Annotated in this window: 5 protein-coding genes; all 5 read right to left on the bottom strand. The window is 46.7% G+C overall.

Translation table 11 applies throughout. The annotated features are described in order from the left end of the window. Positions 1–11: 11 nt before the first annotated feature. Genes AAFF35_RS20005 through AAFF35_RS20025 form a run of 5 tightly spaced genes read right to left on the bottom strand, consistent with a single transcriptional unit; the run spans position 12 to position 15,291 of the window. Complete coding sequence (locus AAFF35_RS20005) at positions 12–917, bottom strand: PorP/SprF family type IX secretion system membrane protein (RefSeq protein WP_342328307.1); 906 nt, start codon at positions 915–917, stop codon at positions 12–14. A gap of 19 nt (positions 918–936) precedes the next feature. Then, the gene (locus AAFF35_RS20010) at positions 937–1,698 is read right to left on the bottom strand and encodes a gliding motility-associated C-terminal domain-containing protein (protein WP_342328308.1); all 762 of its coding nucleotides are present in this window, start codon (positions 1,696–1,698) and stop codon (positions 937–939) included. Positions 1,699–1,736: 38 nt separating this feature from the next. Further along, entirely contained in the window at positions 1,737–3,170 is a 1,434-nt protein-coding gene (locus AAFF35_RS20015) for a redoxin domain-containing protein (protein ID WP_342328309.1), read from the bottom strand. A 47-nt stretch (positions 3,171–3,217) separates the two neighbouring features. Continuing rightward, positions 3,218–11,629, bottom strand: a complete 8,412-nt coding sequence (locus tag AAFF35_RS20020; protein ID WP_342328310.1) for a hypothetical protein — start codon at positions 11,627–11,629, stop codon at positions 3,218–3,220. A 56-nt stretch (positions 11,630–11,685) separates the two neighbouring features. After that, positions 11,686–15,291, bottom strand: coding sequence for a tail fiber domain-containing protein (locus AAFF35_RS20025; protein ID WP_342328311.1), 3,606 nt, complete (start codon positions 15,289–15,291; stop codon positions 11,686–11,688). Positions 15,292–15,295: the final 4 nt, after the last annotated feature.

Genomic DNA, 15,295 nt, shown 5'->3' on the forward strand with positions numbered 1-15,295 from the left:
TCAGGGCATTCTTATTTCTGGTTGTTGAACAGATTGATCTTTAAATTGAGTTCAAAATCAGCTCCTGTCCGCTGGCGTTCTCCGGCAAGCTGACTCGTATAAAGGCCCTGGATCAGAAACTTATCATAGCTGAGGCCAATGCCAAAAGTGCTGCTCTTGTCGCTATGATACATGCCCATAAAAGAAAGAATGTTGTTTTCCAGTTTAAGGTTCGTTCCCAGGTCCCAGATGTTATCAATGTCTTTAGCCCCCCTGAAACTGATCTTTGGTTCTATCGATACCACATCCAGTGCCGTTCCTATTTTGTAGGAAACCGCCATAAAGTAAGTAGATCCATCTACAGAATTCTGATCGTCCTTTTGCAGGAATTTCTTTAAGTTGGGCAATGCGGCCTGCAGGGTGAAGCGCTGATCGGTATAAGCGATCCCGAAATCTCCATCTACAAAAGCCTTGCGCTGGTTAAAGCGCTCTGCCGGCATGTCGTCAGGAGTAGCGATAATGTTCTGCATGTCCAGGCGCTCTTTCATCACGCCCAGGGAAATTCCGAAATGCAGGTTCCTGCTGTCGCCATTCAATGGAAGGTGATAGGCATAAGTTCCCATCACACGCGTCCGGCCAATCAGACCGGCCTTATCATTATAGACAGACAGCCCCACACCTACTTTATCGTATTGGTAATCCGCAGTCGCCACCATAGTTACCGGAGAGCCGGGAATGGACCTCCATTGATTGCGGTATCCGATATTGATGTTCAGTCCCTGGTTGATTCCCGCAAACGCCGGATTGCTGAGGTATTGGTTTTCGTAGTACTGGTTTCCCATTGGCCTAATCTGCGCCTTTAAGGAAATGGTGGTGGTAAGCAGGCTGATCATCAGAAAGCCGGTAAGCAAAACCTTGTGCCTTGTTAATTTTGTCATTATCAATTCTTTTAGCTAATTATTTGTCTTTTACGATGGAGATAAATCCTGTTTTTCTGGATTTCCCGGAATCAATGGTCAGGATATAATAGTAAGTGTCTTCTTTTAGTGGATTGCCGTTAAACATTCCATCCCAGGAGTTGTCATATCCGAACATGCTGAAGACCACCCTTCCCTCTCTGTCGAAAATCTTCAGTTCATTATTGGGATAGAGTTTTATATTTTTAACCACCCAGGTATCGTTCACCCCATCCCCATTGGGCGTGATCATGTTGTTCGCCACCAGGTCCACATAAGGGGTAATCAGCGAGGATTCCATACTCACTGCGGTCAGGTCCGCAAAAGTAATGGCATTGGGAAACAGCTGGCCGATAAACAGCTGCTCAGGATTCACCACGCTTTCTTTTACGAGCATAAAATCTTTGGCCGTGCTGCTCGTCATTTTTGAATAAGCAAGCAACAGGTTCTTCGCTTCATTTCCATTCAGCTCAATGTCCTCATAGTTCATGGCCAATTCTCCCTGGAATACCGCCGGTCTGCTGAACCGGTACATCCGCTGAATGCTGTTGAACTTAGGAAAAATAACCACGGTCTGCTGTTTGTTTACGCTCAGGTTATTCAACACCCAATTGTTCGCAGGAACGAGTGTCAAACCATCGGTACTGAAAACCGTTCCACCTTGAATAAAAAGGCCTTCTGAATTGATCCTTAACTGCGCTTGCAGCTCCGTGGCGCCAAACAAGAGGAGGCCGAAGGAAAGGGAGGCAATTATCTTTTTCATTTCTGCTGTTTTTTAATATTTTATCTTTTTAAACTGACTTATTTCATAGCTGATTCCAGCTGTTCAACCGTCTCCGGCATGGCCATAATCTTATTCGTTTTTGCATCTACCAGGACCATTGTTGGCGTAGAAAGCACAAAGTAAGCCGCTGCTTCCGGGCTCCGGATTCCCTGATCCGCCCTTTTATGTTTAAATGCAGGAAGCTTTAGTTTTGCCTTTTCCCAGGCCGGAATTTCTGTTTCTGTTTCATCCAGGCTAATGGCAAAAACGTCCATCATTTCTACCTTTGAAGCTTCCTGATACCATGGGTGTAATTTTTCCATCAGCTCTTTACAATGCTGACAGTCGGCAGACCAGAACAGCACGAGTTTGTATTTGGCTTCGGTCTTAAAATCATGAAAAGCAACGGTCTTTCCCGAGCCCAATTTCCAGTTAAAATCTGGCGCAACAGCACCGGTTACCAATGTCTCCATTCCTTTCAGCCTTTGTTCAATGGCTTTTCTTTTGCTTGTCATACAAAGCGGATCATTCAGGTAAGGTTCCAGCATTTTTATCCCGGCAGCCATGTTGAAACTCTCAAATCCGTTATAGAAATAATCGACCATCCAGCCATACACTAAAGGATGACCGGTACGTGCTTTTTCAATCGCCCGTTTTCCGGCAAGCGTAAACAAGGAATCCCGAAGGGCTATTGTCGTAGACATTGCGCCATAAATGTTGACGTATTTATTCATCCATTCCTTCATTTCTGTCGTCCTGATGACCATGGGGTTTTTAAAGTCCATCCCATCGAAATAATGCGCAATCACACTGTTCATGCGATCGGTCTCTGTTCCTTTCCACAGAATCGGGGCAATGTTCTGGAACACAAAACTGCTGCCCACAAAAGTGTTTTTGTGTTTCAGTATTTGTGTTTCTATCCATTTATTATAACCGATCCGTCTGCTTTCATATTCCTCTGTTCCCAATAAAAAGAACTTAGATTCCGGCTGGTCATAGTTCATCATGAAATTCTGCAGCAGGCCTAGTGGCTGTCTCTTTTTTGCATTGTCAGTGGCAAAACTCAGGAACACGGTATTTTCTATTTCACCTTTTTGAAAGTAGGTGCTATCGGGATGGTTCAGGGCTTTCGGACGTGCCCAAAGTTCCAGGTTCTGACTGTTTACAAAAATCTGCTTTTCCGAAGGATAAGGGTTACTGTCCTGCTTCTCCTGGTAGTCGAATCTCAGCACAAATTCTCCCGGCAGCTGATCTTTTGGGATGTTCAGCACCGCAGTTTCTCCGTTGTTTACTCCCGTCTTTTCTACTACCGTTTTAACCGAAGCTCCGGCCAGTGACAGCAAACTGATCTTACTTTTTGCCACGCCGGACAGGTGTATTTTCAGCGTCAGGTCCTGAGCCTGTACCCCGAAAGTCATCAGTCCCAAAATGGCATTGGTAAATACTATATTTTTAAATGGCTTACTGATCATCTTTATTTTCTATTGTTGTATTCTTATTATTCTTCATTGCAATATTTTTAGTCTTTCAGGCAGCGGATGCTATAGGCACTGACTTTACCTGCATAGGCTACAGAATTCCCGTTAAATAAATACCAGCCCCAGGAGATCGTTGGATTCTGACTCGCCGTCCAATAACCATGAGAACTTCCCCGACCGTTTAATGCCGCATTGGTATAATGACCTGCAGCATGCATCTTCAACACAGAGTTATAAATATCAGCCGGGCCAGTCCAGCTCTGAGGAGGGCCGATGGTCTTCCTCCATTCCGTTGCGGTAGGGATTCTCCATCCGGTTCCGAGCAGCTGTGTACATGGATCATTTGCTGGTACCCAATCCGAATTCTCATAGATGTCCGCCTGCCAGCCAGTTGTTGGTGTACGGGTAACTCCATCATGTTTATACCCCTGTAGTCTGTTAAACTGCCAGTTCCAACCTGCCGAAGCTTCCGTTGCATCATTCGCAGCAGTTGCCTGTTGGTCGGCCCCCAGATTTTGGGTAATCCAGCATTTCATTGCTCCTGTAAAATTGGCGGAAGCAGTCTGATAGGTCACCGTTTTATCTACCGGGGAACCTTTAACACCAGCTTTATGGACTACCGTTACCGGAACACAAATTCTAAAACTGTAAGCGGCAGCACTGTAATTCGTTCCCTCCGAATTGCTGGCAAAAGCACGAACGTAATAGATTGCTCCTTCTGAGAGTCCGGTTAAAACACCATTGAAATCACCAAGCCCTGAACCAATGCTCAACACCTGATCTGAAAGCGTTGGATTACCTGTGGTATTCCAGACAAAACCTCGCGCAGTAACCGGAGCACCACCATCCATGGTCACGAAAGCAGCAGCTGTCGTACTTGTCGCATTGGTGGCCGCAGGCGGAACAATAACATTGCTTACCGAAGGCGCTCTTTTCAGCGTTTCCTTGCTCAGACAACGAACCGGATAAGCGGTATATTTAGCGGCATACTGGACCGAACCTCCATTGAACAAATACCATCCCCAACCGCTGTTTGACCCATGTGTGCTGGCTGTCCAATAACCATGGCCACTGCCCCTTGCAGTTAATGCGCCTGAACCGGTCAGGTTTCCTGCGGAATGAAGTTTTAAGTCCGAAGCATAAGCTCCCGTTGGTGAGCCCCAGCTTTGCGGTGCCCCCGCGGCCTTTGCCCATTCTGTTGAAGTTGGGATTCTCCATCCTCCACCCAGCAATTGATTACAAGGATCATTTTCTGCTGACCAATTCTCATTTTCCGTGATGACCGTATTCCAGGTCGTTCCCGGAGTACGTACCGCTCCTTCTAGTTTATATCCCTGTAACCTGTTAAACTGCCAGTACCAGCCAGCCGAAGCTTCGGTAGCGTCATTCCAGGCTGTTGCCTGTTGGTCGGCCCCCAGATTTTGGGTAATCCAGCACCTGGCTTCTCCGGAAACATTGGAGCTGACCACATTATAGGTAACCGTCTTACTGACCGGAGCCCCGTTATATCCGGCATAGTGGTTTATCGTAAAAGTACTCGGACAGATTTTAAAACTGGTAATCTCCGGGCTATAAACTGTTCCCACCCCGTTAGTGGCATAGGCTCTGATGTAATAAATGGGACCTTCCGTAAGCCCGGAAATGGTATGGTTAAAAATCCCCATTCCTGTTCCTTCGGTAATCAACTGACCATCTCCGATGGTTGGATTTCCTGTGGTATTCCAGACAAAACCTCTTGCCGTCACCATTGCTCCTCCATCAGAGGTCACTTCGGCTGTAGATACGGCACTGCTCGTGGTCATATTTGACAACTTTGCAATGGTCACAACCGGTAGTACTGCACTGGTATTCATTACCTGCTGATTTCCATAAGCAGTACCAACGCTATTGGTCGCATAGGCACGGATATAATATTTTGTCGCGATGGCCAATGGGCTCATCTTACTGGTAAATGGGTTCGGTAATTTTCCAGCAATACTGGTTTTGGTGGCCAATGAGATCGTTGGCAACTCTTTGGTATCCCATACTACTCCTTTTACCGTTACGTCTGCCCCGCCATCGGCAGTGATTTCTCCACCACTTAAACCCGAAGTACTCGTAATTTCCGTAACGGCATTGGTGCTCAAAGCGGGAACATCCAGTGTAGTAAAACTTTCCTGGTTTCCATAAGCGGTTCCCATTCCATTGGTCGCGTATGCCCTCACATAATACAAAGTTCCCTTTTGCAAAGCAGTCATGGAACTGATAAAGGCCGCATTGCCTGGACCGTCATTTGTGAAGTTATCTGCTCCGATCACCGGGTTTTCCGTAACGCTCCAGCACACACCTTTTGCCGTTACCGGATTGCCGCCATCGGTAGAGATCTGCCCTCCGGAACGTGCCGTACTTTGTGCAATTAAGCTGGGTTTAGTGGTGATCACTGTGGCCAGATCCGGCGTATTGAAAGCAACAGATTTACTACTGTATCCTGTGCCAACCGGATTGGTTCCATAAGCCCATACATAGTATTTTGTAGCTGGCAATAACCGAGTCAGCGTTCCTGTAATCGAAGTTCCCGAAGCGCCAACAGATAAGCTATTCTCTGCTGTAGCCGGTGCTGGGATGACATCAGTGGTATTCCAGATCAGTCCAAGATCTGTGACCGCAGCACCACCGTCAATTAACAGGCTTGCCGTACCATCTGCATTATTTCTGTTGATATTGGAGATGACCACATTACTCAGTTGTGGAACTACTGCCGGAGTAACGAAAGTAATTTCATTACCATAAGCAGTACCCAGGCTATTCGTTGCATAAGCGCGGACATAATAGGTGGTCCCGGGAATTAAGCCGGAGAAATAATCTTCAAACAGTCCTGTTCCACCTTTGCCGTTTACAATTTTTGTAGGCAAAGCAATGGTTGGTACCGGACTGGTATTCCAAACCAGTCCCCTTGCTGTTACCGGCATCCCACCATCATCGCTAATGTTTCCACCACTTTTTGCGGATAAGCCATCTGCCTCTGTAATCGCATTTGTGCTCAGGGTCGGTAACATCACGACATTTGTTTTGAGGGTCGTCTCGCTGCCATAATTGGTCCCTACGCTGTTTACGGCATAAGCCCTTACATAATAGGTTTTATTCGGTTCCAGTCCGGTAAGTTCGACAGTAAACGTGCCGATTCCGGAACTGATATTGTCTGTCGTCTTAGTGGGAAGTGCGGTGGTCGGATTGCTGTACAAGCTCCATACAATACCACGACTCAATATTGGTGTACGTCCGTCGTCGGTAATCGTTCCTCCACTCGTTGCCGTTGTTGCTCTGATATTGGTTACCGGAGTAGTGGCGGTCAGGGTTGGCACTGCAAGAGTCAGGAAAGATTCTTCCAGACCATAAGCCACTCCGATTCCGTTGATGGCGTAGGCCCTCACATAATAGAGGGTATTGGGTAATAATCCGGTCATCTGGCTTACAAAAGTGCCGTTTCCTAAATCTTCATTGCTGGTTTTTCCAGGTAAGGCGATGGTCGGATTTTGCTCCGTACCCCAGCAGATTCCACGTTTGAAAACCACTGCACCTCCATCACTGGTAACCTCTCCTCCGCTGGTAGCCGTTGTACCGGTAATTGCAGTGACTACATTCGTATTCAACAATGGCGAGGTGGCAAATATGGACACATGGAACTGATCGCCATAGGCGGTTCCTACGCTATTCGTCGCATAGGCACGCACATAATAGCTAACGCTCTTTATCAAACCGGTCATCTCACTGATGAAACCACCGATTCCCTGTCCGTCTGTAGTCCTGTTTGTGACCACCGTTTCCGGTTTAAAATTCTTGTCTTCGCTCCATACGATTCCGCGTGCAGTTACCGCAGCACCACCATCAAAACTGATCGTTCCACCACTGCTGACCGTCGTATTGGAAGTAATTGCAGGATCAGTGGTGGTCAAGACCGGAAGCACAGGCGCAGTAACGAAACTGATTTCATTTCCATAAGCAACGCCAATGCTATTGATCGCATAAGCCCGTACATAATAAGTCGTTACCGGCTTTAAGCTACTCATCAAACTCGTAAACACCCCTATCCCGGCATCAATCGTTTTGGTGGTCAAACCGACGGTTGGATTCGGGTTCAGGCTCCAGCAAACACCCTGTGCAATGACCGGTGTCCCTCCATCAAAACTGACCGTTCCTCCACTCTTCGCCTGATTTGCGGCATTTGCCGAAACGTCAATGGTACTCAGCGAAGGAAGGCGATGCGTGGTAAAACTCAGTTCATCGCCATAAGCCGTACCTACCCTGTTGGATGCATAAGCACGAACATAATAAGTAGTTCCCAGGCTTAATCCGGTAATATTGCTGTTAAAAACGCCTTTACCGGAACCTGTTTGTATCGTTTTACGGCTGCCCGTAGTAAGGGGATCAAAATTCGGCTGCGTGCTCCAGACCAGCCCGCGGGTGTCTGCAACCACACCACCTTCATCTTCTATATCTCCACCACTTACCGCTCCTGTTCCGCTGATGGAAACAGCCTTAACCGTGGTTAACACCGGTACTGTTGGCGGGAACGTTGTAAAGCTCACCTGTTCTCCATAAGAGATGCCGGCAATGCTAATCGCATAAGCCCTTACAAAATATTTAGTATCCGGTTTCAGGTCTTGTAGCTTGCTGTCAAAACTCCCCGGTCCGCCTCCGTTATAAGTTCGGTCTGCGGATAAGGTGTCCGGTATAAAGTTCTCCCTGGTGCTCCAGAATACCCCTCTGGCAGTGACGTTTGATCCTTCTGAATTGAGCACGGTTCCTCCCATTACGACCGAGGTATTGCCAACTAATTTCGGTGGGTTCGTATTGACTTCCGGCATTCTTGGGGTGGTAAAATTAACCACCTCACCATAAGCAATTCCCGCAGCGGTAACCGCATAAGCCCGTACATAATAGGTCATTCCTGGGCTCAGCTTTCTGATCTGACTATTAAAAATGCCCTTCACATAACCCGTTTCTGCGGTTTTATTGTTGACTACCGTATCCGGATTAAAATCGGGATAAATGCTCCAAAGCACTCCTCTTGTCGTGACCAGACCTCCACCATTACTCGTGATATTTCCTCCTGCCTCTGCCGATCTCCCGGTAATGCCATTCAATTTGGTCGTGATGACCGTTGCCGGTACCGCTGGTTTGGTGAACAGGACTTCCTGATTTCCATAGGCCACGCCAGCGAAATTGGTCGCAAAAGCGCGTACATAGTAAGTAGTAGCACCCAGCAAGTCCGTTAACTCCGCGGTAAAGCTTCCTGTTCCGGAACCGGAAATGACCTTTTCATCTTCCAATGTTGGATTTTCTCTGGTGCTCCAGCAGATGCCGTTGTTTCTGATATAAGACCCCCCATTGCTCAGAATACTTCCCCCACTGGTGGCAGAGGTGCTGGTGATGGATGCGGCAATCGGTTTGAGCGTAGTGATGGTAGCAAGGGTAGCTGTTTTAAAAACAATTTCATTGCCATACACCAAACCAGCCGGATTTCCTGCATAAGCCCGGGCATAATAAATGGTTCCGGGTGTTAGTCCCGTAATTTCTGTCGTAAAGGATTTTGGATCATTCTGCAAAGTCCTGTTTTTTGTTTCCGTATCAGGCTGAAAGCCGGAAAGGATGTTCCAGACCATTCCATTTGACGTAATTAAAGCACCGCCATTGCTGATCAGGCGCCCTCCGCTCATGGCGCTATTGCCAGAAACCTGAGTAGCTTCCAAAGTGCTGATGGTAGGTGGAACCGCGGGCCCGGTTTTAAAGCTGACTTCATTTCCATAGGCCGTTCCAGCCGCATTGCTGGCATAGGCACGAACGTAATAAGTGGTGTTGCCCATCAATTCGTTCAACTGATGGATAAAATTCCCGATCCCTGTACCGCTGGTTGTTTTTGTACCCAGATCTGTAGTAGGATTAACCGATGTACTCCAGACAATTCCACTCGCCTTTACCGGATCACCACCATCATTGAAAATATCACCTCCACCAACGCCACTGGTACTGGTAATGTTGCTCAGGAGACTGGTAATCAGGGAAGGAATGGTATAAGAGTGAAAAGATTCTTCCGCTCCAAAAGAGGTCCCTGCACTATTGACTGCATAGGCCCTTACATAATAAATTTTATTGGGTGCCAGCCCGGTAATGGTACTGCTAAAGGCACCATCCCCTCCTGCCAGTTCCGTCTTATCCGCGCTGGAAAGATCAGGTGTAAAATTAGGCAGCAGGCTCCAGACCAACCCTTTTAAGGTAACCAGGGCACCCCCGTTTTCTTTCACATCACCACCACCAATGGTACTTGAACCGGCAGTCGCACTAATTTTAGTGGTCGTCACCACTGGTTTTACCGGAGGCGCAGTTTCAAACTCCAGGACCTCACCATAACTGGTTCCAACATGATTGGTCGCATAGGCCCTGATAAAATAAGTCGTTTTCCCCATCAGCCCTTTAATCGTACTGATAAAGTTCCCGCTCCCGTTTCCATTGGTCGTAAAATCACCATCCAGAGCAGGGTTGTTATTCCTGCTCCAGCATACCCCTCTGGTATGAACCGGCATTCTTCCATCTGCACTGATTTCCCCTCCTGTACTTACTGTTGAACTGCTGATCAGCGTTCCTGCAGTAGTGGTTACTTTTGGTTTTTCGGGAGTGGTAAAATGATACGTATCTCCATAGGCAGTGCCCAGGCTATTAATCGCATAGGCGCGGACATAATAAGTGGTGCCCGGGCTTAGGGAAGTCAGGTAGCTATAAAAAAGCCCTGTTCCACTTCCAATTACGGGATGTGTTGTTTTCGTTGTTAAAGCGGTAGTCGGTGGTTCGGTTGCAGAGGTTGTCCAGCAAATCCCTTTTGTAGTTACCGGCGAAACCCCATTGCTGGTAATGTCGCCCCCGCTATAGGCAACCGTTCCGTTATAGCCTTCAAAATAGCCGTTCTCATGACTGTCGGCATCGTAATTAAAGGGCTTCACTGTCGCTAATGTAGGTAAGGAAGTCGTAATAAAACTGGACTCACTGCTAAAGCTTGTGCCGATACTGTTTTTCGCATAGGCCCTGACATAGTAGAGTGTTCCGGGGATCAGGCCGGTGATGTGGCAGATAAACTTACCGATGTCGGTAGGATTAACGGTAGAAGAAGGCCCATAGGTAATATTTACCCGGTCTGTACTCCAGCTCATTCCCCGTTCTGTGACCACTTCCCCACCATTGTTGATGATCGTGACTTCGCTCAATGCGGAAACTTCGGTAATGTCTGTAATCCGGATATTTGGCGAACTCAATACTGGTGCCGTTGCGCTCGGTGTGGTAAACTCCAGAAGATTCCCATAACCTGTTCCGCCTACATTGACTGCATAAGCACGGACATAATATTTGGTATTCCTCAACAGATCGGTCAGCTTGCTTGGAAAGGAACCGACTCCCGAACCATCAGAAGAAGTCACCGCAGCAGGGTCATTCATCGGATCTCCTGTTGCACTCCAGATGATCCCGCGGGCCGTAATTGGCGCACCGCCATCATCATTGATGATTCCACCACTATTGGCACTGATGGGGGTAAAATGACTGATGTCTATCGTGATGATCGAAGGTATCGCTGCAATGGCAGTTTTGAAAGTAAGGTCTTCCCCGTAAACGATCCCGGAACTATTCACAGCATAAGCACGAACATGGTAAACCGTACTCGCCTGCAATCCCGACATCACACCCGGAAAGATCCCGGTATCTTTACCAAAGACCAGGTTTTTAGTTTTTGTAGTCAGGCTGGTATCCGGGTTCCTGCTGGTGCTCCAGCAGATTCCCTGAAGGGTTACTGCCGATCCGCCATTAGCCAGAATGTCTACCCCGGACCTTGCGGAAGTATTGCTGACCTGATTTGGAGGAATGGTAGTGATGACGGGCAGACAACTGAGTTCGATCCATTTCATGCCATCATAATAACGGATGGCATTGGAAACACTATTGATGTAAATTGCGCCCGCTGATAAGCCCAAAGGAATCGGATTGGCCGAAAGAACCGGCAACCTGGAAATCTTTAATTCGCTGTGGGTAGAGAAATTGTCGTTGGTTTTAAGGCTGGATTTTGTGTTCAGCTTAGCCAATGGAGTCCATTTATTTCCATCATGAACCATGATGGTCTTTTCTGATTTCGAATAATAAATACCTCCTCCGGGAACATCAGCCGCAGGCTCCGTCACTAAAGAAGATAAATAAGGGATGCCTGTTTTTACCTCCAGGTAATCTTTAACCACATCGGTATTGATATGACTGCTGCAAAGTGTTTCCCATGAGCTTCCATTATAGACCAATGGTTGTTTATCAGAAAGGCTATAAATCATCATCCCCGGTATGGCGGAAGCAATCACTGCGGGCTCTACTGCCGGAAGGTGTGGAATCCCGCCGATGACCCGAAAGTAATCCTGTGCGGAAGCAGCACCAATTCCGGTGAACAAAAGAAAAGATATAATTTTAACAAGATGACCCTGTGCCTTCAAAATAACCGATACTCCTATTTATTCATTTTTTCAAGAATGCTGTTGATCTGCTCCTGCTGACGGTCCATGCGAACTTTCAATACTTCAATTTCTTTTTGTTGTTCTTTTACTGCCTGAATCAACATTCCGGTAAGCTGGGTATAGTCGACTTTCAAAAAGCCATCTTTCCCCTGAGTCACCATTTCAGGATATACTTTTTGTAATTCCTGTGCTATGACCCCGATCTTGGCACCGCTCACATATTTGTGCTTGTTTTTATACTCGAAGCTTACTCCCCTGATCTGACCGATCTTGGCCAATACATTGCCCAGCGTTTCGATATGGTCTTTTAATCTTCTGTCTGAAGGCGTAAAGAGGTTTCCGTTGATGGTCAGGTCTTGTCCTAAACTGGCATTTCCAGGTGCATCAAAGCTTAAACCTTTCCCGACCACACCATCATTGCTGATGGAATTCACAGAGAGCTTGATATTTTGTGTAGCCAGGTGATTTCCGAGGTTATCTTTTCCCGCAGCAGTGGCTGAGGTCAAACCATCGTCTACATATTTTTTATTAACGGCATCCTCATTTCCGACAGGGCTTGCCAGGTTAGTGATGTTTTTTCCGGCCATAGAAAGTTCGGCAGTAGGTGCACCGAAACCGGTCAGGGATACGTCCCCTTTGACTGTTGCTGTAGCGATGCCCTGTGCATTTCCGACAAAGAGGTTCCCTTCGGCAAGCTTGTCATTTCCTACCGGAACCCAGTCCGTTCCATTGTAAACATAAAGGCGTTTATCAGTGGTATTGTAATAGGTATCTCCAACAACCGGATTCACTGGTGCTGTTGGCCCAACCGGAGTTTTTGTCGTTTTTGAATCTACATAATTTTTTGTTGCCGCTTCCTGTGCATTGATCGGATCAACGAGGTTCGTGATCTTAAAGTTCCCCATAGATACATCTCCCTGAGCGGAACCAAAACCACTCAATGGAATTACATTTTTCGGCGTAGATATGGCAATGCCGTCGGGACTTCCAACATATAAATGTCCATCGGCAAGCTTATTGTCTACCGGAACCCAGTCCTTCCCATTGTAAACATACAAACGGTTATCTGTGCTATTGTAATACGTATCTCCTGCAACAGGATTGGTCGGCGCAGTTGGCGCAACCGGAGGTTTTGAAGAGGAAGATTTTGAATCTACATATTTCTTGGTCGCCGCATCCTGTGCATCGCTTGGGTCTGCAAGGTTGATGATCTTAAATCCGGTTGTCCCATTGCCGAAGGAAACGTCTGCTTTCGGACTTCCGAAGTCACTCAATGGAATCGCAGTTTTTGCTACTGCATCCGCTTTATTTTCTGCATTTCCAACTAAAACATGATCTGTTGCCAGGGCCAATGAACCGGGATTGGCCACTTTTCTATCTACATAGGCCATGGTAGCTGCATCCTGAGCTAAAACCGGATCTTTTAGAAAATTGATATTGAATTGAGTGGTCTCATCCCCCATTGCAATGTTTTCCCCTGCTTTGGCAAAACCACTTAAAGGAACATTCTTTTTGGGAGTGGCCATAGCTTTTCCATTTATATCTCCCAGAAACAGGTGTGCTGAAGGAAGGGACAATAGCGTTGCCGGTGTTTTGAAAAGATCATCAACATATTTCTTCGTTGCGGCTTCCTGATCTTCTGTAGGATTAAGCAATGAGGTGATCTTAAAACCTCCAAGCGCAATATCTGCCTGTGCGGCACCAAAGCCACTCAAAGGGATTGCAGTTTTTAATACGTCTGCAGCTTTACCATTCAGATCGCCGACAAAAAGGTTTCCTGTGGTCAAACTGATGCTTCCCGAACCAATCACTTTACGATCTAAGTAATTCTTGGTCACCGCATCCTGGGCATCCGTCGGATCCGCAAGGTTTGTTATTTTGAAAGTCCCCATAGAGATCAGCGCTTTTGCTTCTCCGAATTCACTCAGTGGAATGGTGTTCTTTTTCACTGCTACGGCCGTACTTGCATCACTTCCAACATAGACCTCTCCTTTTGGGAGGTTCAGGTTGGCCGGAAGCATTACCTTAGTATCTACATAATTTCTGGTTGCGGCATCCTGAGCCGCTGTAGGATCTGCAAGGTTGGTAATCTTAAAATTAGAACCGGGGGTTCCTGTTCCCATAGAGACATTCGCAAGGGCTTTGTCAAAACCAGAGATCGGGATCAGGCTTTTGTGAATTGCTTCCGCTTTGCCAGAGGTATTACCTACAAACAGATTGTTATTCGGTAAGGCCAAAAGTGTTGGATTTTTAAGCTGGGCATCGACATAATCTTTATTGGCCGCATCTGCGCCAAAAGAAGGCGCTTTCAGATTGGTGATTTTAAAATTATTTCCTGTGCCATCTCCCATAGACACATCATCTAATGGATTCGCGAACCCACTGATCGGGATATTTAATTTATCCAGTTTTTCATCATTTATTGCTGCAGGCTGAATCGTCAACTTTCCTGTCGTAGTGATTTTAGCATCGCCGGATAAGGGTACTGAGGTGGCAACATTTGAGTTGTTCCCCACATAAACCTGTCCTGTTTTCAGTGAATTGTCCAGAGGTGTCCACGTTGTTCCATTAAAAACATACAATTTATGATCGGAGGTATTGTAGAATAAGGAACCTTCGCGTATCGCTGCCGTTCCGGGATCGGGGCTTGTCGGCGCAGAAGGTGTAGAACCATTGGTAGATACTTCTACCCATTTCCCATTTTTATCGTAGACATACAGAATATTGAGATCTGTATTAAAAAACATATCTCCTGGTTTGGATTGCGTAGGCAATTCCGTTCCCGGACCTCCGGGAATCGACGAGCTGCTGATGACTTTCCATTTATTATCTGCAGCCATCATGTACAGTTTCATTTCTCCTTTCACAAAGAAAACATCCCCATATTTAGAGGAAACAGGAAGTGAAGATAAGGTGGTTGGTTCTGCCCAGGCAGATCCGTCAAAAACGTAATACTTACTATCCCAGTAGGACATAAATATATCGCCTTTCGCTCCCGGGTCTGCGGAGCCTGGAGGATTTGCATAATCCGTCCGGATGCTTCCCATTGAAATACTTTTCCAGCCATCGGCTGTCAGCTGATATAATAATTTGTCTCCTGAATTAAAGATAATGTCCCCTACAGTACCCGAAGAAGTTGGCAATGCATCACCAACGGTATAATTCGGGATTGCGGTATTGATGGCCAGAATTGCCGTATTTGAAGCACTGGTCAATGCTGCCGCAGGTGTGTTGATTGTGGTCAGAGGAAAGCCCCGCTGACTCGGTCTGTAAATCAGACCCAATCCTATTCCGGGAGGGATCGCATCAAAAGCTTTGGAGGTCGTATTGATATTTGAACCATCAATACTTACTTCCAGAATTTCAAACGTATTTCCACTTTTGTCAATGATCTGATCTCCCTTACGTACCTGATCGGCACTGAACATATTGGCTGCATCAGCAAATGATCCATTGATATAATAGACATTTGGTTCCGTCCCGGTATTGATAAACAGGATCGTAAACTGACCATTAAACTGGTTTATCGTTTGCGACTGACCACGGAAGGCCAAAACCATTAAAAATAAAACAAGGACACAAATTTTATATGATTTCATAGGT

Source organism: Pedobacter sp. FW305-3-2-15-E-R2A2 (genome assembly GCF_038446955.1).
In the GTDB taxonomy this organism is placed as follows: Bacteria; Bacteroidota; Bacteroidia; order Sphingobacteriales; family Sphingobacteriaceae; genus Pedobacter.

Coding starts and splice junctions, on each gene's coding strand:
- AAFF35_RS20005 (WP_342328307.1), bottom strand. CDS start 917: ATGACAAAATTAACAAGGCACAAGGTTTTGCTTACCGGCTTTCTGATG.
- AAFF35_RS20025 (WP_342328311.1), bottom strand. CDS start 15,291: ATGAAATCATATAAAATTTGTGTCCTTGTTTTATTTTTAATGGTTTTG.
- AAFF35_RS20010 (WP_342328308.1), bottom strand. CDS start 1,698: ATGAAAAAGATAATTGCCTCCCTTTCCTTCGGCCTCCTCTTGTTTGGC.
- AAFF35_RS20015 (WP_342328309.1), bottom strand. CDS start 3,170: ATGATCAGTAAGCCATTTAAAAATATAGTATTTACCAATGCCATTTTG.